We start from the raw sequence: 25,571 nt of genomic DNA, 5'->3' as shown, positions 1-25,571 counted from the left end.
TTCAGGCCTTCAGGTGACGGGTGAGGAACTCGGTCTGGTCGGCGACGACGGTCTCGAACGGTTCGCCGAGGTAGATGTCGAAGTGGCCGGCGTCGTACCGCTTGATCTCGCCGCGAGGCGCCGTGCGCGCGTAGGCGAGCGTCTCCTCGGGCGGCGTGACGGAGTCGTGGTCGCAGATGCAGAAGAGGATCGGCATCCGTACGTCCTTGGCGACCTTGCCCGGACGGTGGCGGGTGATGGTGGGGGCGACCCGGGCGGTGACCTCGTTGACGAAGCCAGCGCCCTCCGGGACGAGGGCGAGGTAGCCGGGCAAGGCGTCCGGGGCGGTCATCAGCGCCTTCTCCCCCGGCGCCCCGGCCAGCGTGATGAGCACCGGGTCCCGCCGCAGGCTCGCGGCGACGAGGTCGCGGGCGACGGTGGGCAGCAGCCGCATCGTGCCGACCGGGCCGAGGGCCCGTGCCGACGCGAGGCCATCGGTGAACGGGCACTGGGACACCGCCGCGCGCAGCTCGGGGTGGCGGGAAGCGACGACGATGGCGTGACCGCCACCGAACGAGCTCCCCCAGACCGCGACGCGAGTGCCATCTACGTCGGGCCGAGTCTTGACGTAGGCGATGGCGGCGTCCCAGTCGGCCAGCTGCCGCTTGATCGACAGCAGCTGCCGAGGCTGGCCGGTGGAGTCGCCGAAGTGGCGATAGGTGAAGGCGAGTGCCGCGATCCCGGCCTGGGCGAATCGCTCGCCGAACGCGTCCAAGCGCATCTCCCGGGTGGCACCCAGGCCGTGTCCGAGGATCACGACCGGAGGATTGGTGACGCCGTCGGGAAGGAAGAGCCAGGCGGCACAGGTGTCGCCGGCCGAGTCGAAGCCGACGTCGTGGCGGGTGACGGTGTGGCCGCTCATCGCCGGGCACCACGGGTCGTGCCGGCCTGGAGCACTTCCTCGAAGACTCCGGGCTGGTACAAAGGCAGCTCACCGGCCGCCTCGGTGTTGGCCATGTAGTCGAGCATCAGCTCCTGGCCGATGTCGGAGAGCGCGGTGGCGAGGAACTCGGCGCGTTCGATGTGCAGCCCCTCCTCGAGGCTCGCCGATCCGCCGAAGTAGACGGATCGCTTGATCGCGGCGCGCGACGTCTTCGGCCGTGTCCCAAGGTGCTCGGCGAGCTCGATCGCTCGGTCGAGCAGCTGATCGGACGCCACCACCTCGTCGACCGCGCCGATCTCCAGGGCCTGGGCCGGGGTGAACGGCTCACCGGACAGGATCGCCAGCAGCGCCTTGTGGTTGCCCACCAGGCGCGGAAGCCGCTGGCTGCCACCTCCGCCCGGCATGATCCCGAGCAGGACCTCAGGCTGGCCGATGACATGCTCGCCGTCGGCCATCACCCGCAGGTCGTTGGCCCAGCTGAACTCGGCTCCGAGACCGAGCGCCGACCCGTTCAGGGCCGCGACGAAGACGACGCCGCTGCGGTTCATCTTCAGGAACGTCTGGTGCACCCGCTCCAGCTGGACCGCCGGCCACAGCGGTGTCCTGCCGAGCGCCGCCTTCAGGCCGCCGGCCCGGTTCACCCCACGCGCGGTGTGGGCGAGGGCGGAGGCGCCTCGCACGCCGACCGAGGGGACTGTGGCCCCGCCCTCCTGCAGCCAGCGCACCTCGGCGTGCGAGACGAAGCGGTCCGGGTGGGTACCGGTGAACACGACGGCCTGGATCGCCGGATCGCCGTCCGCACGCTCGACGAGCGCGTCGAGCTGCTCGGCGATGTCGTTGCCGAACAACCCTAGCGGGCCGCCGTCGATGCGGGCGACGAGCACCGCGCCGCGGTCCTCGATCTCGAGGTTGCCTCGTACTTCTTCTGTCATGACCGGTCTCCGTTGAGTGCGGTGAGGGTGTTCGTGCGACCCTTGTCCTCACGACGATAACGAAGTTATTCTGATGTCACAACCCCGAGGAGCCGCCATGAACCGCACCACCCATCCCCCGCTGGACCATGACTGGGTCGTGGTCGGGTCGGGCTTCGGTGGCAGCGTCGCCGCCCTGCGCTTGGCCGAGAAAGGTCACCGGGTCACCGTCATCGAGCGCGGCCGGGCGTACGCCGACGAGGAGCTGCCCGCTTCGGCATCCGACAGCCGCCGGTTCGTCTGGGCGCCGAAGGTCGGGCTGCGCGGGATCATGCGCAACGTGCTCTTCCGTCACGTGTTCAGCTCCACTCAGACCGGGGTCGGTGGCGGAAGCCTCGTCTACGGCGGCGTCCTGTTCCGTCCGCACGAGCACTTCTTCGCCGACCCGCAATGGCCGCGGCCGGCCCACTGGGAGGAAGTCCTCGAGCCTCACTACGCCACGGCGGAGCGGATGCTCGGGGCGAGCACGACGCCGTGGGAGTCCGTGACGAGCGGACTGACCCGCGAGGTCGCCGACCGGTTCGGCGGCAGCTTCTCCGCGGCGCCGGTCGGGGTCTTCTTCGGCGAGCCGGGCGTCACCGTCCCGGATCCCTACTTCGGCGGCGAGGGCCCGGACCGCACCGGCTGCACCCGCTGTGGGCAGTGCATGACCGGGTGCCGCGTCGGTGCCGCCAACCGGCTCACCAAGAACTACCTCTGGTTCGCCGAGAAGCACGGCGCCCGGATCTTCGCGGAGCGCGAGGTGGTCGACGTGACTCCGCTCGGGGCAGCCGATGGGAGCGACGGCTACCGGATCACCACCCGCGGTTCCGGTGGCCGCCGCACGAGCATCACCACGCGCGGCGTCGTGTTCGCCGCCGGCGCGGTCGGCACCAACGCCCTCCTCGCGGACTGCAAGCACCGCGGGTCACTGCCCGCGGTCAGCGACCGGCTGGGCCACCTCGCCCGGACGAACAGCGAGGCCGTGCTCTCCGTCCTGCTCCCCGAGGATCTCGGAACCTGGCGCGACGTCACCGCCAGCAGCCGGGTGGTCGTCGACGGCGACACCCAGATCGAGTTCCTCACCTATGGGCCGCGTGGCGACTTCATGCGCCTGATGTTCACGGTCCTGGTCGGCGAGGGCCGGGGCGTACGTCGCCTGTCGGCCTGGCTCCGCACCGTGGCGCACCACCCACGGCGCTGGTTCGCGACGATGCGATCGGGCTGGTCCGCACGCACTCTGATGATGCTGGTCATGCAGCCGCGAGACAACGCGATCCGGTTCACGGCGAGGAGGCGACTCCTCGGACGGGGATATCGGCTCACCACCGAGCGTGACCGCGAACGGCCGGCACCGACGTACATCGACGCAGGCCACCAGGTCGCCAACTGGCTGGCAGACCGGACCGGAGGCATCGCGCAGAGCAGCGTCTTCGAGGTGTTCGGCAACCGGCCGATGACCGCCCACGTGCTAGGTGGAGCCGTGGTCGGCGCGAGCCCGGCCACGGGAGTCGTCGACGCCAAGCTGCAGGTGTTCGGCTACCGGAACATGGTCGTCTGCGACGCCGCCGCGCTGCCGGCCAACCCCGGCGTCAACCCGGCGCTGACGATCACGGCGCTGGCCGAGCACGCCATGTCGCACATCCCCGACGCCGGTTTGGGACGATGACCGCCATGTCGAGAGATTCCACGGTGACGGACGGCCCCTCCAACGGGATCCCAGAGCGGCTCATCGCCGCCGCTGTCACGATGCTGGCCGAGGAAGGTCCCTCGGCCATCAAGGCCAGGACGGTCGCCGCGAAGGCCGGCATGTCGAGCATGGTCGTCTACAACTACTTCGGCGGCGTCCCGGAGCTGCTCGGCGCGGTCGTGGACCACGGCTTCGACCAGCTGGGCGAGGCGTTCGACCAGGTGGGCGCCAGCGAGGACGCCATCGCCGACCTGTTCACGATGGCGCTGACGACACTGTCCTACGCACAGGCGAACCCGCACCTGTACGACGCCATGTTCGGCCTCTCCACCCGGGCGACCTACCGGCCCACCCCGGCCAAGGGCGAACGGCGAGCCGGCCACTCCCCCGCGTTCAACGCCGCCTACGCGCACGTGGTCGAGGCGGCCACACGGCTGAGCACCACCGGCGAGCTCACCATCGACAACCCGAGAGCCGCCGCCGGAGCCATGTGGAGCTACGTCCACGGCTACATCACGCTCGACCTGGCCAACCACTTCGTCGAGTTCGCCGACCCGGTCCGCGAGGTGCTGGTCCCGATGGGCGTCACGTTCTGCGTCGGCCTCGGAGCCGACCCCGCCGCCGCCCTCGCCTCGCACGAGACCGCACTCGACCGAGCCTGGCACCCAGGCCACTGACCCTCCGTCAGCCGCCGTTGAGCGCTTCGTCCAGTGCTGCGATCTGGGCCTTGACGAAGGCTTGGGAGACGGGAGGCTTTGCTTCGATGGAGTCGAAGTTGTGGTAGCCGCCCGGGACCACGTTGAGGGTGGCGTCGACGCCTGCCTCCTGCAGGCGCCGGGCGTAGGCGACGTCCTCGTCGTGGAAGAGGTCGTTGGTGCCGACGCCGATCCATGCGGGCGGCAGCCCGGAGAGGTCCTCGTAGCGGGACGGCGCGGCCAGTGGGGAGACCTCACCGCCCGAGGCACTGGCCCCGAGGTAGGCGCGCCAGCCGAACCGGTTGCTGGCCGGGCTCCAGATGCGTAGGCACTTCGGGTCGATGTCGGTGCGGGTCGTGGTCCTGTCGTCGAGCATCGGGTAGGACATCAGCTGCAGGACCGGACGGATCTCGCCACGTTCCTGTGCCAGCAGCGTCAGTGCGGCGGCCAGGCCGCCGCCGGCGCTCTGCCCACCGATGGCGATGCGTGCGGGGTCGATGTCGGGCTGGCCCGCGAGCCATTCCAGCGCGGTGTAGCAGTCCTCCAACGGCGTCGGGAACGGATGCTCAGGAGCGAGCCGGTACTCCACCGAGACGACCACGATGCCGAGCTCGTCTGCAACCCGGCGGCAGAACGCGCGGTCCTGCCCCGCGTCGCCGAGCACCATTCCGCCGCCATGGATCCACAGCAGAGCCGGCGTCCGGGGCCCAGCCGTTGCCGGCCGGAAGACGTGCACCGACACATCGGCGTTCACGGCGACGACCTGCGCGTCGGGCCGCCGGGCACGCGCGGTGAGCTTGGTGAGGAGACGGAGCGTGGGCAGCGTACGAGCCGTGATGATGGTGCGTGGAAGGAACCGCGCGGCCCGCAGCTGCGGATGGAAGGTCTTCTCGGTCATGGTGTTCCTGTCGGGGCAAGGGCCAGGGACAGGGCATTGCGGAGGCCCTGCTCGAGGAGGTCGTCGGAGAGCTGCCGGTCGGCCAGCGCGCGGGAGAGCTGGAGCGTCCCGGCCATCAGGCCGAGGAGGCTGAGCGCCTGCACCCGGGCCGAAAGCGGGTCTTCGGGCGCCATCCGGGCCGCGAGGCCGTCGATGACGACCAGGACGCCTTCGGTGTACGCCTGCCTGGTCTCCTCCGCGCTGCGCGCGATCTCGTCGAGCAGCGCGGCGTTGGGGCAGCCGTCGCCGGGGTTGTCCCGGTGCTCGGCCGAGAGGTACCAACGCACGATCTGCTCCAGGCCCGCTCGGCCCGGCTCCGCCTGCTCGACGATGTTGACGTGCAGCGTGTGCAGCTGGTCGGTGATCGCCTCCGCGACCAGGTTGTCCTTGGACTCGAAGTGTCGGTAGAAGGCGCCGTTGGTCAGGCCCGCGTCCTTCATCAGCGTCGCGACACCGGATCCGTCGATGCCGTCACTCTTGAGACGTCGGCCAGCCGTCGCGATGATCCGCTGCCGGGTCTCCTGCTTGTGTTCTTCCGTGTAGCGCACCATCGTCTCAGCTCGGCATCCGGTTGAACCTGCGGATGACCCGGTCGAAGCTGCGCGCCGGGGCGATGCGGTGCACCGCGTTGATGGTCCGGGCGGTCGAGCCGGCCGTACGTCGCAGCTTCGGGTTGCGGTCGGTGGCCGCCGCGAGGATCACCTTGGCGACGACGGCGGGGTCATCGCCGTCGCTGAGGTTCTTCGTGATCAGCTCGTCGTAGTTGCGCCGTCCGGCCGCGTAGAGCGGCATCGGGGTGTCGGCCTCGACGCTGTGGCCCGCGAACGGGGTGTTGATCGGGCCGGGCTCGACGAGCAGGACCCGGACGCCGTACTCACGCACCTCGTGGTCCAGCGACTGCGAGTAGCCCTCGACCGCGTGCTTGGTCGCCACGTAGACGGTCATGAACGGGCTGGGGACGAACCCGCTGAGGGAGGAGACGTTGATGATGCGCCCGCTGCGCTGAGCGCGCATGTGCGGCAGGACCGCCTTGGTCATCCGCATGACGCCGTAGACGTTGATGTCGAAGATGTCCTGCGTCTGGCCGATCGAGAACTCCTCGCCCGCACCGGTCGACCCGACGCCGGCGTTGTTGACGAGGACGTCGATCCGTCCGAACCGGTCGATGACCTGCTCGACCGCAGAGGCGACCGAGTCATCACTGGTGACGTCGAGGTCGAGGTAGGTCACCCCGGCAGGCGCGGTGAGTCGCGCGGTGTTGCGGCTGGTGCCGATCACCTGGAAGCCCGCGGCGACCAGGGCGATCGCGGTGGCCTTGCCGATACCTGAGGAGGCGCCCGTCACCAGGGCGACCTGCGGAGTTGTTGTCATCATGAGTTCCTGACGTTTGGGATTACGTTCATATGACAATAGCACATGGGATGACGATCGTATACCAATGATCGATCGTGACCTGGCCGCCCGCGTCATCGGGTGGCCCGTTCAGCCGAATCGGCAGCACGGCAGCCGCCAACCTGAGCATCGGCCTGCGATAACGCGCCGGTCACCCAATGCTGACGAACTGACGGCGCAGTGCGGCGTGCCTACGGCCGCGTCCGTAACGTCCAGCCTCGCGCAGTCCCGGACCGCGTAGATAGGTCTGGCCTCCCGCCAACGACAATGCGTCATATGACTCGCCTCTGAGCAGTCAAACCGACGTTATGACGCAGGTCACGCACCCCTAGAGTCATTCAAAGCGCCAATGAGTGTCGATGGACGGCGACGTCTCCAACCTTCACGAGGTTCGTCCGTGGATCCATACCCAGATAGCGAGCCGCCATCAGTTGACGTTCTGCCCGAGGTCGATCGGCTGGGTCGAGAGCGCCACCCACAGGTGCGCGGCCTGAGTCCGAGTCCGGATCACAACGAACCGTACGTCGACCACGAATCGGCGATCTTCACGAGAGAGGCAGCTTCATCCTATGACCACAACTACTTCAACCGATTCCCAGGCACGAGCTGGGCTGTTCATCGACGGGCGTACTGTCGAAACTGGCAACTGGACAGCTGTTCGCGACCCTTCCGATCCGAACGCGGTCGTCGGCCACTTCCTGGCCGCGTCGCAGGATCAGTCCCGCGCGGCGGTTGCAGCTGCGGACGCTGCCTTCTCCGCCTGGGCCAGCACACCGGCCAAGGAGAGAGCAGCCCTCGTGCTCGACGCGCTGGCCGGGCTCGAAGGGCACGAGGGTCGCCTCGCGGAGATCCTCGTGCGCGAGAACGGAAAGATCCAGCCCGAAGCGGCGATCGACGTGGCAGTGTTCCAGTCTCGTTTCCGGGCCGCCTGCGAGCTGGCTGCTGAGGTCCGCGAGCCCGAACGGTTCTCGTCGCCCCCGTTCCGCACCGAGGTTCACCGCCTTCCAGTGGGAGTCGTGAGCATCATCGTGCCGTTCAACTGGCCCCTCGCGATTCTTGCCGCGAGCCTGCCCTATGCACTTGTCGCGGGCAACACCGTGGTGGTGAAGCCGCCGCCCACGACACCGCTCGCCGTGACCCGAGCTCTGGAGATCATCGGCTCACGGCTTCCCAAGGGCGTGATCAACGTGATCAGCGGTGCGAACCCTGACGTCGAGCCGTTGATCACCGACCCGAGGGTGCAGCACGTCGTCTTCACCGGGAGCACTGCCGCCGGCACTCGCATCATGACGCTGGCCGCTCAGTCGCTGACGAAGGTGACGCTGGAGCTCGGTGGCAACGACCCCGCCATCGTTCTCGAGGACACGGATCTCAGCGACGCGTTGGTCTCAGACCTGGCTGGGGCGTGCTTCCTCACCTCCGGTCAGGTGTGCATGAGCGTCAAGCGCATCTACGTCGCGCGGAGCCGCTTCACCGAGCTCACCGACGCCATGGGCCAAGTTCTCGAGGGCTATGCGGTCGGCAACGGCTTCGAACCCGTGAACATGGGGCCGTTGAACACGGCCGCACAAAGCGACTACGTACGCCGCCTGCTGGACGAGGCACGAGCGTCGGGGGCCGAAGTGCGCGAGTTCGGCACGTTCACGGAGCAGGCCGCGCAGAGCGCTGGCCACTTCCTCCTCCCCTCGCTCGTCCTCGACCCCTCGCCCTCTCTGGAGGTCGTAACTGGGGAGCAGTTCGGCCCGACCGTTCCGATCCTGCCTTTCGAGGACCTCAATGGTCTGGTCGACCAACTGAACAATGAGTGGTCCGGGCTCTGCTCGTCAGTCTGGACTGCCGACGAGGAGCGCGGTGGCGAGATCGCCCGCCGAATGCGAACCGGAACCACGTGGGTCAACCAGGCCAACGCCGGCGCGTGCGACGATCGTGCGCCCTTCGGCGGGTTCCGTCAGAGCGGTATCGGCAGAGAGATGGGCACCGACGGCTTCATGGACTTCACCGAACCGCACACGGTGACCTTCCGCGCTTAGTCACTCCCCCAGATGGTGGTGTCCCGTTGCTCGTCGGCGGACACCACCATCTGGCGCGTCTGGACGATGTAGGGCGCGTGTCCTGGGAGTGCCGCTGCATGCGAGCAGGTGAGGAAGAACCGCCACGTCCCTCAGCGCGCTGGCGACAACGGTCCCTCATGTTCACCCGGCTGCACGGGATGAAACGCGTCGCGATACCCACGAGGGCTGATGGCGTACCGCTCGCGGAACAGGCGGCTGAAGTGGGAGGCCCGTGGAAGACCCACAGCGGCGCCTACGGCCTCGATCGACCGGGCGCCGTCACCCCGGGTGCCATCGAGCAATCGGCGCGCACGATCGAGACGAGCCTCCCGCAACCAGCGCGACGGTGTGCTGCCACTCTCCTGGAACACTGCGTACAGGTAGCGCTCGGAGACGGGGATTGCCGCAGCCACGTCAGCAGGCCGGAGATCCGCGTCGTGGAGGTGAGCTTCGATGAACCGTTGCGCCTGCTCGAGGATCCTGGCTGCCGGAGCCCGTGTCGGGTCTCCCGGTAGACACTCGAGGAGAGCATTCGCAGCGAGTTCAACGGCGCTGCGCGCTGTGGAACTCGCCAGAGCATCGTTGCGGTCGCTACCCAGCCGGTCCAGAGCGAGCAGGGCCGATGAAGCGACGGCGGACAGACCCGCCTGTCCTCGGACCGTGACCGCGGTCAGGTCGTCCGGGATACCCACGCCGGGGGCTAGGACTGTCGGTGGCACTTGGACCATGATCTGGTCTCCGGGGGTGAAGAACTCGCATACATAAGGCCGGCTGGTGTCGATGAAAGCGAAGTCCCCCGGTTCGGTGAGGACTGCCGTACGTCCCTCCTGGCTGAGGGCCGAACGGCCGCGGAGCAGCACGGAGATCTGCATGGTCTCACTCGGCGACAGTCGAGCAAGACGAGCTGAGCGGCTCACACGTGCCGGATCCGCATGGACCGAGTCGATGGTCAGCCCGCCGAACTCGATCCGAGTCATCCTGCTGTCGTATCCGGCTTGCGGGGGCGCCGGCATCGTGCTGTCCACGGCGAAGAAGTTGTTGACGATCGTGGTGCGCCAGAAGTCCTGCTGTTCCCGGACAGGAACGTCGCGGGTGGAGATGGTGAACACAGACTGCACCTCCCTGTGCAAGGGTCACCCGCGACGTTATGCCTGCCCGAGCCTGCCGGGTAGCGTCATCCTGCCATGTTGCTACGGGACGGATGACGTAGTCACCTCAGCCGACGCGTCGGGTCGGGTCGGTCCCGTCCCAGCCGATGCTCGCCTTCCAGAACTCGGTAAAGAGCTCGTCCATTGCTGGGGACGCCGGGATCAGCTCGATGAAGCCGGGAGCTTCCGATCCACCGTCGAGATAAACGACCTGCCCACCGGTCGGTACATCTGCGCGGTACGCGATGTGGAATCCTCGGTCGAGGTAGGACTCAATGTCCGCCTCGACGTCCTCACTCGCGATCCCGTGGTGGTGGAAGCCGTGACCACGGCGCTCGATCGTCTCCCGGTAGACCGAGGGAGCGTCGTCGTTGGGCTGGATGAGCTCGATCTGCAGGTTGCCCGTGAACGCCATCGCGATCGATACATCGGCGCTCGACGGGCCGCCCCTGTAGCTCGACTCACCCTCGCCAGGAAAGTGATCGAAGAGGAACCACGGACCGGTTCGCAGTTCGCCGACCCATCGCTCGACGGCGGCGTCGAGGTCCGGGACCACGAACGCGCTCTGGATGATCCGACCGGGGGCGCCACCGAACCCGAATAGGGAACTGGTGGTAGCGCCACTGCTTGCGTCCACAGTGCTCACCGCCCGTTGGCCATGACTGCGAGCCCACCGCCGTCGACGGGATAACCGGCGCCAGTGACATAGGACGCCGCGTCGGAGGCGAGGAATGCGACCAACTCCGCGACGTCCTCGGGTAGCCCGTTGCGGCCGAGCGGAGCCGACTGGGCCACGACCTCGAGTCCTGTCTGTTCGTCCCCCACGATCTGGGTGACGAGGTTGCGCAGCATTCGAGTCTCGATCATGCCGGGAAGCACGGCGTTGACACGTACGCCGGCGGACCCTAGCTCCGCTGCGGCGGCTCGCGTCATCCCCAGCACAGCACTCTTGGCCGCGTTGTAGCTGATGGCTCCTGCCAGCCCTCGGACGCTGGCGACCGAGCCCGTGTTGATGACGGAGCCGCTGCCTTGGGCGATCATGACCGGCAAGACGTGCTTGAGACCGAGGAAGACCCCACGCAGGTTGACCGCGATGACCTTGTCGAAGTCCTCTACCGGGTAGTCGACCAGGTCCGCGATGGGACCCTCGATGCCGGCATTGTTGAACAGGACGTCGATACGCCCGTCGAACAGCTCCTTGGCGTAGCCGACGTACTCCTGCACCGCCTGCTCGTCGGAGACGTCGGCGTTGGTCGTGTGCACCGTCCCACCGGCGGAGGCGATCGCCTCCGCCGTCTCTTTGAGACCGGCCTCGTCGCGATCGACGAGCAGGACGGCCGCACCGCGGGAAGCCATGAGAGTTGCAGTCGCGCGCCCGATTCCGGCTGCGCCACCGGTGATGATGGCGTGCTTGTCAGTGAGTTCCATGGGTCACTCCTTCATGAGTTGTGAGTTATGAGTTGTGGGAGGAACGGTCAGGACAGGGCGAAACCCGCATAGTCGGCGTCCGCAACCTCGGCGCAGCGGCGTCGGTATTCGGGGAATCCGCCGGCGTACGGCATGAACACCCGCGGCTTCCCCGGCACGTTCGCCCCGAGGTACCACGAGTCGGCCGAGGTCAAGACGGTCATCCCGGCGATCTCGGTGACGTGCTCGGTCCAGGCGCGCGCAGCCTCGGCCGTTGCCTGAACCTCAGTCAGGTCGTGGGCGCGCAGGTGTTCTGCGAGTGCTCCGATCCATTCGACGTTCTCCTCGGTGCAGCGAACGACATTGCTGAGCACCGATGGGCTGCCGGGGCCTGCGACAGTCAGCAGGTTGGGGAACCCGGGGACGGCGAGGCCGAGGTAGGTGGTCGGGCCGACGGACCATGCCTCGGCCAGCCGCTGATCCCCAGAGCCCCGGAGGTCGATGGACAGCAGCGGCCCGGTTAGCGCGTCGAACCCGGTGGCGAAGATCAGTGCATCGAGTTCGATTTCCCGATCGCCTACCCGGACACCGGAGGGAGTGACCTCGGTGAGCGGCTCCTCACCCAGGTCGACGAGCTCGACGTTCGGACGGTTGAACGTCGGGTAGTAGTCGGTCTCGACCACGAGCCGTTTAGCTCCTACCGGAAACCCCTGCGGGGTGAGGCGCTTGGCGGTCGCCGGGTCGTGCACGGTCTCGGCGATCTTCCCGCGCAGGAACTCTGCAAGGGTCTCGTTGGCGGCTGGATCGGCGAGCAGATCGGGGTAGGAGGCGAGGATGGAAGCGCCGCCCTTCTGCCAGCAAGCCTCGTAGGCAGCCGTGCGTTCGGCCGGATCGGCGGTGGCTGCCGACTCGCCTGCGAGGGGGAAGTGCACCCCGAGGAACGCGTCGAGTGCCCGGTCACGATAGTCGCGGTAGGTCGATTTCACTGCGTCCTGCTCGCCAGCGGTGAGAGGTCGGTTGTGCGCCGGAACGACGAACCCGGCAGTCCGCTGGAGCACGTGGAGCTGTTGCGCCTGGGCGGCGATCTTCGGAATCACCTGGGCGCCTGAGGAGCCGGTGCCGACGACGGCAACTCTCTTGCCGCTGAGATCCACTCCGTCGGCTGGCCACGTCGCGGTCTGAAGTCGCAGGCCGGCGAAGGTGTCGATGCCTGGCACATCCGGCAACCGCGGGGCGGACAGGGCGCCGGTGGCCATCACCACGAGCCGTGCGGTGACTTCGGTGGACTCGCCTGCTCCGCCGACGGCAGCAGCGTTCACGGTCCATGCGTGGGTCCCCGAGTCGTAAGTCGCCGACGTCACGCGGGTCGACAGTGTGATGTCGTCGCGAAGTCCGAACCGATCGGCGACGTGGTTCAGGTAGCGCAGGATCTCCGGCTGCGACGGATAGCGCTCGGACCAACTCCACTCCTGCTGCAGGTCCTCATCGAACCCGTAGCTGTAGTCGAAGCTCTCGAAGTCACATCGTGCGCCGGGATAGCGGTTCCAGTACCACGTGCCGCCGACTTCGGCGCCTGCTTCGAACAGGTGGGCTCGGAACCCCGCGCTGTGAAGCCGACGTAGCATGTGTAGTCCTGCGAAGCCCCCTCCCACGACGATGGCGTCGTAGTCGAGTGCGCTGTCTGAGACCGTGGACATTCGTGCCATGGGAACTCCCTCTGATGCGTGTTCGTGTCCTCCGAACGCTAGGCATCTCGGGGACGAATGTGTTGTCCGTCACAGCACTGCTCTGTCACGACGCTGCACGGTGCGTGTCTGTCAGCGGGCGCGGCACCGAGATGTCGTCACAAAAGCGGCCGCGACCCCGTTGCTCGGGGTCGCGGCCGGTCTACGGGCCTGGGGCCAGGCTGATCTGCCTCGGTTCCTACTCGGGGTTCGCTTCGACGAGCCCCTCACGTACGGCGACCAAGGCGGCCTGGGTACGAGTGCTGAGGTCCAGCTTGGTCAGGATCTTGCTGACATGCGTACGTGCGGTCCGTTCGCTGATCGAGAGCCGCTCGGCGATCGCGTGGTTGGACAGCCCTCGGCCGACCAGGACGAGCACGTCTCGCTCGCGCGGGCTGAGCGCGCCCACACCATGTCCCGGACCTCGTAACCGCTTGGTGAGGCTGCCTGCGACGGCGGCGTCGATGAACACCTCGTCGCGTTGCGTCGCGCGGATCGCTGCCTCGACCTCGCTGGACGCCGCGTCCTTGAGCACATATCCGGACGCGCCGTTCGCGAGCGCTGCCTGCACGCGCTCGACCTCGGAGAAGCTGGTCAGGATCACCGTGCGAACGGTCGGATGACGCTCGGCGATGAGCGCGACTGTTTCGGCGCCGTCGAGGCGGGGCATCTGCAGGTCCATGAGCACGACGTCCGGGAGCAGCCCCTGCGCGTCCATCACACCTAGCCGATCGAGGGCTTCGCGCCCATCGGACGCCTCACCGACGAAGGTGATGCCGTCGGCGAACTCGAGGAAGCTGGCAATCCCGCGTCGGACCACCTCGTGGTCATCGACGACGAACACCGAGATCGTCTCCTGGTCGATCATGTCCTGTCCTTTCGCTCAAGGCGGTTCGCAGGCAGCCGTAACACAGCGCGGACCTGGGTTCCCGTACCTACTTGTGTGTCGATCTCCACCGTCCCGCTCCAACGCCGAGCCCGGTCACGCATGGAGGTGAGGCCGAAGCCCCCGTTGCCAGAGCGGCGGGCCGCCAGACCTCGCCCGTCGTCCGCGACCTCGATGCGAAGCTCGCCTGAGTCGACGATGATCTCCGCTCGGACACAGGTCGGTTGCGCATGCTTGACAGCGTTGTGGAGTGCCTCGGCGACGATCTGATACACGTCCTCGGCCTGGTCGGCGCCATCGAGGGCACTGTCGGCCTTCGGGTCGATCACCAGGTCGACAGCGACCCCATCACGCCGTCCGATCCCTTGGGCGAGCCGATCGAGGGCGACGCTGAGCCCGAGCTCGGCAGCGACGGAAGGTTGCATGGCCAAGACGATGCCTCGCAGGTCGCGCTTCACATTGTCGACCAGGTCCGTCATCTCGTCGGCGATGGAGAGCACTCGTTCACCCTGGGGCTGCGGAAGTCCTCGTCCGATACCCGAGAGTGCCCGCGCTTGCATGCCGAGCGAGAAGACGTGCTGGACGACCGAGTCGTGAAGATCGCGGGCGAGGCGGGCGCGTTCCTCGCGGCGAGCGGTGAATCGCTGGCTGGCGATCAAGGTCGCGTAGTCCACCGCGAGAGCAGCCTGTTCGGCCATCGATTCCAGGAATCCCAGCATTGCCGGCGTTGCTTGGTGCCCGGTGGCGACGTAGACGTTGAGCACACCGAGCGCCTTGCCCCGAGACAGCAGGGGCGTGCTGATGAAGTCGTCCCACTGTATCTGGGCGACGTAGTCGTGCAGCGGTTCCCAGGACGGGTCGGCGAGCATCTGCTCCCGCCGCCTCGGGAGCACGAACTGGCGGCGTTCGTTCAGGCAGCGCTCGGTGATGAGGTCTGCGCCACGTTGCTTCGACGCCATCAGCAGGTCGAAGAACCTGGACACCTCGACGAAACCGGCGGACCCCATGAGCTGCAGCCGCTCGCCGTCAGGCGCCATGACGACGACCTGTGTTCCGGCCACCCCCGGTGACCGCTGAACCTCGCCGGCCATTGCGTTCAACACTGCCTCGAGGGAGCTGTCCGACGCGGTGCCTGCCGCAGTGCGGGCGAGCGCCGCAACCCGCCGGTGCTGGTGTCGTTCCTCGGTAACGTCACGGAACTCGATGAGCAGGCTGGCGTCGGACGCGAGATCGTCGCGGCGCCTCGCCGAGTAGGCGAGCTCGATCGGCTCGCCGAATCGGACGTCCCACGTCGCGTGGCGCTCGGTGTCTCCGTCGACGTCTTCCTCCTGAGGCAGCTCGAAAGGGGTTCGGACGTCGACCAGGTCCTGACGTGCGCTACGCAGGATCCGTTCGCCGCTGCGGTTGATCCATCGGATCCGCCCGTCGGGCCGCAGAATGGCCACGCCGGTGCCAAGGGCGTCCAGCACCTCCACCCATGGCTGACTGATCGTCATCGGAACTCCTGCGCTGGTCGCGGTCTCCGCCAAGTATCCCCTGCGTCAGGCGCTGTGCAGGTCCGACCTCCGGCGGTCGGTCTTGTACGGAGCCGGCGCCACGGTCGCCCGGATCTCCTTCTGCGGACCATCGGGGTTGCCCCAGTGCACGGTGAGGGCCGTCCCGATGTCGCTGTGTGCCACGTCGAGTGTGCACAGAGATAGCATCTCGCGGAAGAAGTAGCTGTATCCGCGTGAGGTCGACACTCCGACGAGCTCGCCGTCGCGGGTGACCCGGTCCGCCCACATGAATCCTCGCTGGTCGCGCGGCATGTCCATGAAGGGGTAGTTCTCTCCTTGGCGAAACAGCGACGCCTGGACGTCGAGCACGTCATCGGCATTCCACACGAGCGTTCGGATCACCCGCCGCGGGTTCGCCTTCTCCTCCTCGAGCGCTTCGCGGCCCAGGAAGTCGTGGTCGAACTTGATGTTGCGGGCCCACCCCAGCTCGACAGGACTGCGGTAGTACTCGGAGATCTCCTTGCCATCGTATGAGCCCGCGATGTGAGCGGGCTGCGCGAAGGCCGGCATCGACTCGGAGAAGAGCTTCAGGTAGTCCTTGGTCTCGGGCTCGAAGATCGCCGGCAGGTAGTCGGTGGCGATCGTCGGGAAGCACGCTTCCAGGTGGTTGATCGGTGCGGTACGTCCGCCGAGCTTGCGGATCCCGAACTCGCGGCCGGCTTCGAGGATCGCCTCGTAGACCTCCGCCTTGTGGGCAATGGGTCCCTGGAGCTCGAAGCCGATCTCGCCCGCCATCCCCTGACGCAGGGCGTAGATCTCGTGGCCCGCGACGGTGATCGTGTTGATCCGCATGAACCCGGTGTCCCGCAACCCGCGTCCGGCGACCTTCTCCAGGACGTGGATGGACTGCGGTCCCGACACCTGAAGGATGAACCAGTCGTCCCGCTCCACCTTGACGTCATAGTCGGTCGACTCAATGTGGTGCGCCGCCCAGAATCCACCGCGACCATGGATGACGTACTCCTCGCTCCCCAGTCGGGTGAGGACACCCTCGTGGATCACCTTCCCGTCCCGATTGGTGTGGATCGCATGCTTGGACTGCCCGATGTCGAACTTGGCGAAGCTGTTGACGGTGATCTCGCTCAGCATGGGCAGTACGTCCGGGCCCGTGAAGCGGTGTTGCCACAGGAACGACCAGTCACCGATGTAGCAGGTCTCCTTCCACGACATGCTCTCATCGAGCCAGTCGGTGTACTCCGGCTGACCGAACCGGCTCCAGGCATAGCCCTCGGGAGCCTTCCGCATGCTGGTGACTGAGTAGTTCATGGCGTCCTCGCTGTGATCTCGGCAGTTACTTGGCCCTCTCAGCGGCGACATTAGGGCGGCGCGAGCGGGGCGGGGACAACCGGATGACCTCGATCCCAAGCCCATCCGGGCAACCCGCCGCGCGACAAATGACGTAGTCAGCGCAGCTGCCATTTCGCGACGCGACGGATGACGTAGCCGAGGGACGACGTAGCGACGTGGAGGACTGGTCATTCGCAACTTACCGTCCGCATCGCGCCCACCTAGCGTCGAGAAGGACTGGGCCATTGCGGCCGAGCGATCGATGAGAAGACGACCAGAGAGGTTCGACGAAGATGGCGATAGACGGACAATCGTCGGTGCTGGTGATCAGTGCCCATTCCGGCGACTTCGTGTGGCGGGCAGGCGGAGCTCTCGCCCTGTATGCGGAACGCGGCTACGACGTACAGATCGTGTGCCTGAGCTACGGCGAGCGCGGCGAGTCCCAAGGACTGTGGCGGCAGGACGGGATGACGCTGGAGGCGGCCAAGGACGCCCGGCGTGCCGAGGCCGAGGCCGCGGCCGCCGCGCTCGGCGCCTCGATCTCGTTCCTCGACCTGGGCGACTACCCGCTGCGTGTCGACGACACCGGGCTCAACCGCATCGTCGAGGCGATGCGTGCGGTTCAGCCCGAGGTGCTGCTGACCCATGTTTCCTCCGATCCCTACAACCGGGACCACAACGCCGCGCACGAGGCGACCCTGCTGGCGCGCCAGGTCGCCCAGGCCGCCGGGCACGACCCCGCCACCACCCCGATCGGGGCACCTCAGGTGCTGCAGTTCGAACCCCACCAGCCCGAGCAGTGCGGCTTCGTGCCGAATCTGCTCCTGGACATCACCTCGGTGTTCGACAAGAAGCGCAAGGCCATGGAGTGCATGGGCGCCCAGTCCCACCTGCTGTCGTACTACACCGACCTCGGCCTGCGTCGCGGCGTGCAAGCCGTCCGCAACGGCGGTGCGAAGTCCATCGTGCAGGCCGAGGCCTACCAGCGGGTGTTCCCCATCGTCGGCGAGGTCCTGCAGTGAGCGAGCACGTGATCGTACGCACCAGCCGCGGCCCTTCTGATGATGTGGTCACCGCGCTCGAGAAGAGTGGGGTGGCGACGGCACACGAGGCCCACGGCCGCCGTGGGCTTCTCGAGCCGGAGCTCCGCCCCATCTATCCGGGTGTGCGGATCGCCGGTCGGGCCGTGACGGTGTTGTCGCACCCTGGCGACAACCTGATGATCCACGCCTCGATCGAGCAGTGTCGAGAGGGCGACGTACTCGTCGTTGCGACGACATCTCGCTCGACCGACGGTATGTTCGGCGACCTCTTCGCGACCCAGCTGCTGCACCGCGGGGTTCGTGGTCTGGTCACCGATGCAGGGGTTCGCGACATCGCCGACCTCCAGGCGATGGGATTCCCGGTCTGGGCACGGGCGATCCACGCGCAGGGCACGGCCAAGGCCGTTCCCGGGTCGGTGAACGTACCTGTCGTGGTGGCCGGACAGCTCGTCAGTCCCGGCGACATCATCGTCGCCGACGACGACGGGGTGCTGTGCATCCCGCTGGCAGCGGGTGAGCAGGTTGTCGAGGCCGCCGCTCAGCGTGAGGCCAACGAGTCAGCCAAGCGGCGGCGGTTCCGTGAAGGCGAGCTCGGGCTCGACATCTACGAGATGCGTCCCCTCCTCGAGCGGCTCGGCGTGCGCTACGTCGACGCCGACCAGGTCAACCGAGACTCGGAGGCGATCCGATGACCACATTCGTCCTGGTGCACGGTGCCTGGCACGGCGGGTGGGCATGGCAGCGAGTGGCCCCGGCGCTCCGTGCGGCCGGCCATGAGGTGCTCTCCCCCACCCTGACCGGTCTGTCTGACCGCGCCCACCTCCTCACGCCTCAGGTTGGCCTGTCCACCCACGTCCAGGACGTAGTGGCGTTGCTCGAGGGCCATGACTGCAGCGACGTCGTACTCGTCGGCCACAGCTACGCCGGTCAAGTCATCACCGGTGTGGCGGATCGGGTTCCGGAGCGGCTCCACAAGCGGATCTACCTCGACGCGTTCGTTGGCGACGACGGCGAAGCCGCCATCGACCTGCTTCCTCCCACCATCGCTCACCACTACCGCGAGTCGGTGGAGGGGCCAGGTTTCGGCTGGCTGGTCCCTGTGCGGTCGCTGGCCAAGCTCGGGGTGACCAAGGAGGACGACCTGGCTTGGCTGAGCCCGCGACTCACGCCGCACCCTTGGCTGACCTACACCGAGCCACTGAAGCTGACCGGCCAGGTCGATGAGGTCCCCGCCGCGTACATCGAGTGTGTGGACTGGATGCGGGTGTTCACGCCGCACGCGGAGAAGGCCGCCGCACGCGGATGGGCCACTCACGAGATCTCCACCGGCCACGAGGCCATGGTCACCGCTCCCGCTGACCTAGCCGCAATGCTGCTCGAGATCAGCGCGGCGTGACCGCTCACAAAGGCAACCTAAACCGAAAGGACGGCACCGTGGAATTTCTGGTCCGCACTGAGAATCTGCTTCCGAACGACACCCCGGACGACGTCCGCGACCAACTGAAGAAGGGTGAGCGGGAACGGGCGATGGAGCTGAGGGAGGCCGGTGTGCTCAAGCGACTGTGGCGAGTGCCCGGTCGGAACGCGACCATCGGCCTTTACGAGGCGGCTGATCCAGCCGCGCTGCACGACGCTCTGGTGTCTCTTCCGATGTGGAAGTGGATGGACATCACCGTCGAGGCTCTGGCTACGCATCCGCAGGAGAAGTAGTCCAGGAGAAATCACGAAGGTGCGAGGCGGGCTCAGCCCGCCCCGCACCTTCGCTCGTTTCAGGCGATCGAGCCGCGTACTGCCTGCTCGACAGCGGCCGAGCGGGCCGCGAGCTGGTCGACCAGCTCAACGATGCCGAGGAGCTCGTTTCGAACCTGTTCGTCGCGGATTCCCGGAAGGTTGATCTCGACGTTGAGCCGTGCTGTCGTTGCGGCGGCGCGTGCTGCTTCGGCCGCAGCGGCCACGTCGGTCACCAGGTTCGGGTTCGCGATCGGGAGTAGCGCCTCGGCCAGCGTCATCACATCCTTCGCTACCAGGACGACCTGTGCCGGCGGCCGCGCGGCCGCCGTCAGGGCTCGTGCCACGGCGTCAGATCGCTGCTCCTTGGCCTCTGCTGTGTCCTTCGGAAGTCCGTAGGCCTCCGTCACGGCGGTGAACGCCGCTGCGTCCTCCGCCATCAGACGCAGCGCCTGGTCGCGCGCAGCGTCACAGCGATCGACCGTGTCGGAGATGACCTCGGTGTGCTGCACAAATCTCGGTCCGGTCGTATAGCGGGCAGCCATCGCAAGGAGAGCCGCGGCCTGAGCCGCGTGCAAGGCTGCGGTGGCGCCGCCGCCCGGGGCGGGCACCCGGGCGGCGAGCTGTTCGAGAAAGCCATCGACGGTCAGTTCGGGCAGCGGCCCACGTTCGATGCTCATGGGAAGACGACTGTCCTGTTCCCCGCGACCGCAACCCGGTTCTCGCTGTGCCATCGCACCGCACGGGCAAGTGCGCGGCTCTCGGCCTCGCGACCGCGGGCAGCCAGCTCGTCGGGCGCGAGCGAGTGGTCGACGCGGATCAGCTCCTGCTCGATGATCGGACCCTCGTCCAGGTCCGCCGTCACGTAGTGTGCGGTCGCCCCGATGAACTTCACTCCTCGGGCATGGGCCTGGTGGTACGGCTTAGCACCCTTGAAGCTCGGAAGCATCGAGTGATGGATGTTGATGGCTTTGCCATCGAGCTGCTTGCACAGATCGTCGGAGAGGATCTGCATGTAGCGCGCCAGCACCACCAGATCGACATCGTTCTCACGGACCAGGTCCAGTAGCGCCGCCTCGGCCTGCGGCTTGGTCTCCTTCGTGACCGGGATGTGCCGGAAGGGGACTCCGAAGCTGTCGGCGATCCGGCCCAGGTCGGGGTGGTTGGAGACCACGGCGACGACATCGAGGTTCAGCTCTCCGATGGAGTTGCGGAACAGCAGGTCATTGAGGCAGTGCGCGAACTTGCTCACCATGATGACGACGCGCAGCCGCTCGCTCGCGTCTGCAAGGTGCCAGGTCATGGCGAGGCGCTCCCCCACCGTGTGCATCCGGCTGTGTAGCCGCTCGAAGTCGAGAGGCGACTCATCGATGCGCTTGAACTCCACGCGCATGAAGAACGTGTCGTTCATCGCGTCTCCGAACTGCTGGCTCTGCACGATGGTGCACTCCTCCTGCAGCAGGAGCTCGGAGACAGCGTTCACGATTCCCAGCGTGTCAGGACAAGACAGGAGCAGGACGCCGCGACGGGCATCGGTAGGGACGGTCATGACGCCTCCTGGAGGGAGATGTGTGCGGGGCTAGCGGTCAAGGTGCTCGGATCGGTCAGGGAGGCGGTAGCCTCGTCAGGCGTCATTCCGGAGAGCAGGCGCGCAGCCAGGACGGTGTTGCGTACGAGCCACACGTCGGTGACCGGACCGACGCCGCCGGGGACCGGCGTGATCGCCCGTGCTCGAGGAGCAACGGATGCGTAGTCGACGTCGCCGACCATGTGGACCTGACCGTCCTCGCCGGTCTGCGCGTTGATGCCCACGTCGATGACGACGGCGTTGTCGCTGACATGCTCCGCCTTGATGAGCCCGGCCTTGCCCGCGGCGACGATCAGCACGTCTGCCCAGCGGGTGTGTCGTCCCAGGCCCGTGCTCCTGTCTGCCCACTCATCAACGGACTGGACGCTTGCCTGCCGCTCGTACCCCAGGGAGATCGCCGGCTTGCCCACGTTGTTCGATCGTCCGACCACGACGATCAGCGACCGGTGGTAGAAGTCCGCTCGGTTCTGCCCGGTCGAGTCGAGCCAGGTGTCCAGCAGGTGAAAGACGGATGCGGCGGTCGACGGGACGAACCGGGGCACACCGAGCGCAAGGAGCCCGGCATTCTCCGGATGTACTGCCTCGATGTCCTTACGCGGGTCGAGCGCACGGAAGACCGCCGCCTCGTCGACGTGCGCCGGCAGCGGGCGCAGCACCAGGATCCCCGAGATGGCCGGGTCGCCGTTGAGCTCCCGGACGAGGTCGATGACCTCGGTCTGCGAGGCGTCGGCGGGCAAGACGCACGGCCGGTGCGGGATGTCCAGCTCGGTAGCGAGCCGCGTCAGCCGACGCACGTAAGCCGCCGAGCTGTACTCCTCGCCGACTACGACGGTCGCCAGTCCGATCCCGGTTCCCCCAGCCTTGAGACGCGCGACGTCGAATGCCACGGCCTCCTTCAACGTTCGGGCGGCCGCTCGGCCGTCGATGATCTCTGCACTCACTTCTTCTCAGCACTCCTCGTATCGCGTCCGGCCGGGTGCCGGTCGGGTCCTTCAGGTCGTCCGCGTTTCCCTAGGGTCTGTTGTCGAACAGGGCAAGGCCGGCCGCGGTGTTGGATGCCGGCACGTGGTAGGCCGAGTGGACCTTGCGGACTCGCGCATTCAGCGCACCGCGCATGATCAGCCACATGATCAGCTCGATCCCCTCAGATCCGGCTTCGCGGATGTAGTCCTCACGGGTGAGGGCGGCGAGCTTGGCGGGATCGTTCTCGATCGCCTCGAGGAACATGTGGTCGAACGTCGGGTTGATGAAGCCGGCTCGGGCGCCGGCGAGCTGGTGCGACATGCCACCGGTACCGAGGATTCCGACCGTCTTGACTCCGCTGTAGCCGGCAAGCGCCCGACCGATCGCCTGTCCCAACGCGTAACATCGCGCGGCTGTCGGCTGGGGATAACGAATGACGTTGACCATGATCGGGATCACCGGGCAGGGCCAGGCGTCACCAGGATCGGGCTTCCACACGGAGAGCGGCACGGTGAAGCCGTGGTCGACGTCCAGCTCGGAGAACACGGTGAGGTCGAACCCGTCATCGATCAGGCTCTGCACCAGGTGGAACGAGAGATCGGGATGACCCACCACGTCGGGGACAGGCCGGCGACCGAAGCCCTCATCGGCCACGGTGTACCGCTCTGCCGTGCCGATGGCAAAGGTCGGCACGATGTCGAGGTCGACCCCGTTCGCGTGGTCGTTGTATACGAGGATCGCCACGTCGGGGGTGTTCTCCGCCAGCCATTCCTGCGCAGGACCGTACCCGTCGAACAGCGGCGCCCAGCTCGGGTCGTCCGCCTTGCCTCTGTCGATCGCGGCCCCGATCGATGGCACATGCGACGTGCCGAGACCCCAGATGACCTCAGACATCGGTACGCCCTCCCGTTTGCATCGCGGCCAGGAACTCGGCCTCCGACATGCCGGTGAACACCCCACCGAGGAACTGCATGGAGAGTCCGTCGATCATCGCGAGCTTGTAGATGTAGAAGATGCTCCCGCCCAGATCGAGCATGGCTTGCCAGTCCCGCGTGAGGACCGCGGTCGTCTGTGCCTCGGAGAGCGCGAATCGAGCGCAGTAGGCGTCCTCGTCGGCGAGGAAGTCGTGCCGGTTGTCGCGGTCGATCAGAGACATGAACAGCTTGTTCATGTTGTGCCCGCGAAGGCTCGTCGGGCCATCGAAGACATAGGTTGCGGGCACGTCGGCTCCGGTTCGTGTCATATCGTCCTCCCTATTCGGCGCAGCGAAGACGCCCACCGGTCGGTTCACGTCGACGCTAGTTGGGCAGAGCCGCCTCGCCATCGCGCGGCCGTCCCGCTGCCAACAGGCCCGTATGACGCTGGTCACCGCGACAAAAGACGTACTGCTCGAGGTGGAGATCCGAGACACCGGGCCGGCGAGAGTCAACTGTCTCGTCCAGACCTGCCGAAGTCGGCCGGTGTTCGCTGTCAACGTCACGAGTCGGCGCGCTCCTGTGCCGCCTACGTTCCGTGATGACCGCCACATCGAGGCGGCAGAGAGACCAGGAGCAACGATGCCGACAACACCTTCCCGAACCGAACCGAGACACCAGAGCTCCCCGCGCCGAGCCGCCTGGGCAAGCTTCGTGGGCACTGCACTCGAGTGGTACGACTACTTCATCTACGGGGCGGCCGCCGCGATCGTCTTCGGGCCGCTCTTCTTTCCGAACTACTCCGCCGTCGCCGGCACACTGGCCGCCTTCGCGACGTACTCGGTGGGCTTCTTCGCCCGCCCGCTCGGCGGCGTCCTGATGGGACACTTCGGAGACCGGATCGGCCGGAAGCCGATGCTGATCCTGTCGATCCTCACGGTCGGCGGCGCGACCTTCTGCGTCGGGCTGCTCCCCACGTACGCCACCATCGGCGTGTGGGCGCCGATCCTGCTCGTCGTTCTCCGCTTCGTCCAGGGACTCGGGGTCGGCGGAGAGTGGAGCGGAGCAGTCCTCATGGCAACAGAGCACGCTCCGGCGCGCCGCAGGAACCTGTACGGCAGCTTCCCCCAGATGGGTGTTCCCGCCGGCGTCATCCTCGCCAACCTGGCCTTCCTCCTCGTCTCACGTAGCGTGAGCCCCGAGGCGTTCGTCGCCTGGGGATGGCGAGTGCCGTTCCTGCTCAGTGCCGTCCTCGTCATCGGTGGTCTCATCATCCGCAGGGCCGTCACCGAATCCCCCGAGTTCGTTGCCGCGAAGAGCGACGGGAAGGCGCAGGCGGCGCCACTGATCGAGGTGCTCAAGACCGCGCGTCCGCAGATCGTGCTCGGGGCCGGCTGCATGATCGGGACCGGCACCTTGGGCTATGTTCTTTCGCTCTACGTTCTCTCGTACACGACAGGGCCACTGGGCTTGGAGCGCAACACGATCTTGACCTTCACACTGATCAGCGCCGCGCTGTGGATGGTCGTCACTCCGTGGGCCTCCAGCCTTGCTGATCGTGTCGGACAGAAGCGCGTGCTGCTGATCGGCGGGGTTGGTCTCGCCGCATCCACAGCGTCCCTGTTCCCGCTCCTCGACACCCGAAGCTACCCGCTGATCCTGATCGCGATGCTCCTCATCGCCACCTTCGTCGCGGCCACCTACGGCCCGGTGGCCGCACTCCTCGCCGATCTCTTCGAGTCGCGCGTCCGCTACAGCGGAACGTCGCTGGCCTACCAGATCGGGACGATCCTCGGCGGTGGGCTCGCGCCAACCGTGGCCACCGCCCTGTTCGCGCGCACCGGCTCCTCCTTCCCGATCGGCATCTACCTCACGGCGCTCACCCTGATCAGTCTGATCAGCGTCGCGTTGGTGTTCCGCGCACGGCTCACCGCACGAGCCTTAACCGGCGTTGTCGGGACTTCTTCGTAAGGCCCCGGGGGCCGGAGGTGCGGTCCACCGACATAAGGACGGCACAATAGCGTCTGTGAGCCATGACTACCTGCCCCCTGAGGCCCTCGAGCGTCCTGCTGGCCGGCGGAAGGTCGACGGGCAGCGCCGCTCTGATCTCCTGGCGCAGATCGAGGCGATCCTGCTCGAGGAGGGCTTCGCCAAGCTCAGCATGGACGAACTGGCCACGCGGCTGCGCTGCTCAAAGTCGACGCTGTACGGCGTCGGTGGGTCGAAAAACGACCTTGTCTCTTTGGTGGTCAAGCGGTTCTTCGAGTCCGCGACGGAGCGGATCGAGGAGGAGACCGCGGCCGAGAGCGACCACCGCCGCAAGATCAAGGTCTATCTCCACGGCGTCGGCCGGGAGATGGGGCGCCACTCGGCCGCCTTCTACGACGACATGGTCACCTACCGCGCAGCGGCGGACATCTATGCCTTGAACTCGGCCGCCGCCGCACGCCGCGTGCACGAGATGATCGACGACGGCGTACGCGCCGGCCAGTTCCGTGCCGTCGACGCGGCCCTGGCCTCCGAGCTCGTGGTGCTCGCGATCGACGGGGTCCGCTCGGGGCGTCTGCTGCGGCGTACCGGTCTGACTGCCGGCCAGGCGTTCGCCGAGATCGGCGACATCCTGCTGGACGGACTGCAGTACCAGTCGGAGTAGCCCTGTGCGCCTGCCTCACGGCAGGCGCACAGGAACC

The 25,571-nt window shown here is 67.2% G+C and carries 26 protein-coding genes; 9 read left to right on the top strand and 17 right to left on the bottom strand.

Annotation, left to right across the window (positions count from 1 at the left end; genetic code table 11):
- Position 1 precedes the first annotated feature (1 nt).
- Together ABTW65_RS09560 and ABTW65_RS09555 are read right to left on the bottom strand one after the other, a co-directional pair.
- Positions 2-901: an alpha/beta hydrolase gene (locus tag ABTW65_RS09560; protein WP_350659809.1), complete on the bottom strand. Its 900-nt coding sequence runs from the start codon at positions 899-901 to the stop codon at positions 2-4.
- Positions 898-1,854 (bottom strand): enoyl-CoA hydratase/isomerase family protein, encoded by a 957-nt coding sequence (locus ABTW65_RS09555; protein ID WP_350659808.1) that lies wholly within the window; start codon positions 1,852-1,854, stop codon positions 898-900. The genes ABTW65_RS09560 and ABTW65_RS09555 overlap by 4 nt, the downstream gene beginning before the upstream one ends.
- A gap of 97 nt (positions 1,855-1,951) precedes the next feature.
- Between ABTW65_RS09555 and ABTW65_RS09550 the strand changes: the two genes are divergently transcribed.
- Both ABTW65_RS09550 and ABTW65_RS09545 read left to right on the top strand, forming a co-directional pair.
- The gene (locus ABTW65_RS09550) at positions 1,952-3,541 is read left to right on the top strand and encodes a GMC oxidoreductase (protein ID WP_350659807.1); all 1,590 of its coding nucleotides are present in this window, start codon (positions 1,952-1,954) and stop codon (positions 3,539-3,541) included.
- A gap of 5 nt (positions 3,542-3,546) precedes the next feature.
- Entirely contained in the window at positions 3,547-4,239 is a 693-nt protein-coding gene (locus ABTW65_RS09545; RefSeq protein ID WP_350659806.1) for a TetR/AcrR family transcriptional regulator, read from the top strand.
- A gap of 7 nt (positions 4,240-4,246) precedes the next feature.
- Here ABTW65_RS09545 and ABTW65_RS09540 read toward each other — a convergent pair whose 3' ends face one another.
- Genes ABTW65_RS09540 through ABTW65_RS09530 form a run of 3 tightly spaced genes read right to left on the bottom strand, consistent with a single transcriptional unit; the run spans position 4,247 to position 6,565 of the window.
- Positions 4,247-5,155 carry an alpha/beta hydrolase gene (locus tag ABTW65_RS09540; RefSeq protein ID WP_350659805.1) on the bottom strand — a complete coding sequence of 303 codons (909 nt, stop codon included), beginning with the start codon at positions 5,153-5,155 and terminating at the stop codon, positions 4,247-4,249.
- Positions 5,152-5,745 (bottom strand): TetR/AcrR family transcriptional regulator, encoded by a 594-nt coding sequence (locus tag ABTW65_RS09535; RefSeq protein WP_350659804.1) that lies wholly within the window; start codon positions 5,743-5,745, stop codon positions 5,152-5,154. Before ABTW65_RS09535 ends, ABTW65_RS09540 begins: the two co-directional genes overlap by 4 nt.
- 4 nt (positions 5,746-5,749) lie before the next feature.
- A complete protein-coding gene (locus ABTW65_RS09530; protein ID WP_350659803.1) occupies positions 5,750-6,565 on the bottom strand; it encodes an oxidoreductase in 816 nt (271 codons plus the stop codon).
- A gap of 590 nt (positions 6,566-7,155) precedes the next feature.
- Between ABTW65_RS09530 and ABTW65_RS09525 the strand changes: the two genes are divergently transcribed.
- The gene (locus ABTW65_RS09525) at positions 7,156-8,616 is read left to right on the top strand and encodes an aldehyde dehydrogenase family protein (RefSeq protein ID WP_350659802.1); all 1,461 of its coding nucleotides are present in this window, start codon (positions 7,156-7,158) and stop codon (positions 8,614-8,616) included.
- A 131-nt stretch (positions 8,617-8,747) separates the two neighbouring features.
- Here the strand turns inward: ABTW65_RS09525 and ABTW65_RS09520 are convergent, their stop codons facing one another.
- The 7 genes from ABTW65_RS09520 to ABTW65_RS09490 all read right to left on the bottom strand — a co-directional run bounded on the left by ABTW65_RS09520 (position 8,748) and on the right by ABTW65_RS09490 (position 16,624).
- A complete protein-coding gene (locus tag ABTW65_RS09520) occupies positions 8,748-9,746 on the bottom strand; it encodes a helix-turn-helix domain-containing protein (protein WP_350659801.1) in 999 nt (332 codons plus the stop codon).
- A 106-nt stretch (positions 9,747-9,852) separates the two neighbouring features.
- Positions 9,853-10,422, bottom strand: a complete 570-nt coding sequence (locus ABTW65_RS09515) for a VOC family protein (protein WP_350659800.1) — start codon at positions 10,420-10,422, stop codon at positions 9,853-9,855.
- A gap of 5 nt (positions 10,423-10,427) precedes the next feature.
- Positions 10,428-11,213, bottom strand: a complete 786-nt coding sequence (locus tag ABTW65_RS09510) for an SDR family NAD(P)-dependent oxidoreductase (protein WP_350659799.1) — start codon at positions 11,211-11,213, stop codon at positions 10,428-10,430.
- A 47-nt stretch (positions 11,214-11,260) separates the two neighbouring features.
- Positions 11,261-12,889 carry a flavin-containing monooxygenase gene (locus ABTW65_RS09505; protein WP_350659798.1) on the bottom strand — a complete coding sequence of 543 codons (1,629 nt, stop codon included), beginning with the start codon at positions 12,887-12,889 and terminating at the stop codon, positions 11,261-11,263.
- A 226-nt stretch (positions 12,890-13,115) separates the two neighbouring features.
- The gene (locus ABTW65_RS09500; RefSeq protein WP_350659797.1) at positions 13,116-13,784 is read right to left on the bottom strand and encodes a response regulator; all 669 of its coding nucleotides are present in this window, start codon (positions 13,782-13,784) and stop codon (positions 13,116-13,118) included.
- Entirely contained in the window at positions 13,781-15,277 is a 1,497-nt protein-coding gene (locus ABTW65_RS09495; protein ID WP_350659796.1) for a sensor histidine kinase, read from the bottom strand. The genes ABTW65_RS09500 and ABTW65_RS09495 overlap by 4 nt, the downstream gene beginning before the upstream one ends.
- A 66-nt stretch (positions 15,278-15,343) precedes the next feature.
- Positions 15,344-16,624 (bottom strand): hypothetical protein, encoded by a 1,281-nt coding sequence (locus ABTW65_RS09490; protein ID WP_350659794.1) that lies wholly within the window; start codon positions 16,622-16,624, stop codon positions 15,344-15,346.
- A gap of 314 nt (positions 16,625-16,938) precedes the next feature.
- On the opposite strand from ABTW65_RS09490, the gene ABTW65_RS09485 reads away from it, so the two are divergent.
- From ABTW65_RS09485 to ABTW65_RS09470, 4 genes are read left to right on the top strand one after another with little or no spacing between them, the layout of a single operon-like run.
- Positions 16,939-17,667 (top strand): PIG-L deacetylase family protein, encoded by a 729-nt coding sequence (locus ABTW65_RS09485; protein ID WP_350659793.1) that lies wholly within the window; start codon positions 16,939-16,941, stop codon positions 17,665-17,667.
- The gene (locus ABTW65_RS09480) at positions 17,664-18,380 is read left to right on the top strand and encodes a 4-carboxy-4-hydroxy-2-oxoadipate aldolase/oxaloacetate decarboxylase (RefSeq protein WP_350659792.1); all 717 of its coding nucleotides are present in this window, start codon (positions 17,664-17,666) and stop codon (positions 18,378-18,380) included. The genes ABTW65_RS09485 and ABTW65_RS09480 overlap by 4 nt, the downstream gene beginning before the upstream one ends.
- Entirely contained in the window at positions 18,377-19,084 is a 708-nt protein-coding gene (locus ABTW65_RS09475) for an alpha/beta hydrolase (protein ID WP_350659791.1), read from the top strand. Before ABTW65_RS09480 ends, ABTW65_RS09475 begins: the two co-directional genes overlap by 4 nt.
- A 38-nt stretch (positions 19,085-19,122) precedes the next feature.
- A complete protein-coding gene (locus tag ABTW65_RS09470; protein ID WP_350659790.1) occupies positions 19,123-19,398 on the top strand; it encodes a muconolactone Delta-isomerase family protein in 276 nt (91 codons plus the stop codon).
- A gap of 59 nt (positions 19,399-19,457) precedes the next feature.
- Here ABTW65_RS09470 and ABTW65_RS09465 read toward each other — a convergent pair whose 3' ends face one another.
- The 5 genes from ABTW65_RS09465 to ABTW65_RS09445 form a co-directional block, all read right to left on the bottom strand.
- Complete coding sequence (locus ABTW65_RS09465) at positions 19,458-20,096, bottom strand: cyclodeaminase/cyclohydrolase family protein (protein WP_350659789.1); 639 nt, start codon at positions 20,094-20,096, stop codon at positions 19,458-19,460.
- The gene (gene purU / locus ABTW65_RS09460) at positions 20,093-20,965 is read right to left on the bottom strand and encodes a formyltetrahydrofolate deformylase (protein ID WP_350659788.1); all 873 of its coding nucleotides are present in this window, start codon (positions 20,963-20,965) and stop codon (positions 20,093-20,095) included. The genes ABTW65_RS09465 and purU overlap by 4 nt, the downstream gene beginning before the upstream one ends.
- Positions 20,962-21,945 (bottom strand): bifunctional 5,10-methylenetetrahydrofolate dehydrogenase/5,10-methenyltetrahydrofolate cyclohydrolase, encoded by a 984-nt coding sequence (locus tag ABTW65_RS09455; RefSeq protein ID WP_350659787.1) that lies wholly within the window; start codon positions 21,943-21,945, stop codon positions 20,962-20,964. The genes purU and ABTW65_RS09455 overlap by 4 nt, the downstream gene beginning before the upstream one ends.
- Positions 21,946-22,015: 70 nt before the next feature.
- On the bottom strand, positions 22,016-22,861 hold the full coding sequence (locus tag ABTW65_RS09450; RefSeq protein WP_350659786.1) for a class III extradiol dioxygenase subunit beta: 846 nt from the start codon (positions 22,859-22,861) through the stop codon (positions 22,016-22,018).
- Positions 22,854-23,210: a hypothetical protein gene (locus ABTW65_RS09445; protein ID WP_350659785.1), complete on the bottom strand. Its 357-nt coding sequence runs from the start codon at positions 23,208-23,210 to the stop codon at positions 22,854-22,856. Before ABTW65_RS09445 ends, ABTW65_RS09450 begins: the two co-directional genes overlap by 8 nt.
- Before the next feature lie 385 nt (positions 23,211-23,595).
- Between ABTW65_RS09445 and ABTW65_RS09440 the strand changes: the two genes are divergently transcribed.
- Positions 23,596-24,852, top strand: a complete 1,257-nt coding sequence (locus ABTW65_RS09440) for an MFS transporter (protein WP_350659784.1) — start codon at positions 23,596-23,598, stop codon at positions 24,850-24,852.
- A 55-nt stretch (positions 24,853-24,907) separates the two neighbouring features.
- Positions 24,908-25,534, top strand: coding sequence for a TetR/AcrR family transcriptional regulator (locus ABTW65_RS09435; protein ID WP_350659783.1), 627 nt, complete (start codon positions 24,908-24,910; stop codon positions 25,532-25,534).
- Positions 25,535-25,571: the final 37 nt, after the last annotated feature.

Source organism: Nocardioides sp. NPDC127503 (assembly GCF_040302165.1).
In the GTDB taxonomy this organism is placed as follows: domain Bacteria; phylum Actinomycetota; class Actinomycetes; order Propionibacteriales; family Nocardioidaceae; genus Nocardioides.
The sequence above is the reverse complement of the archived record's forward strand: the minus strand, read 5'-3'. Positions and strand labels throughout refer to the sequence as shown.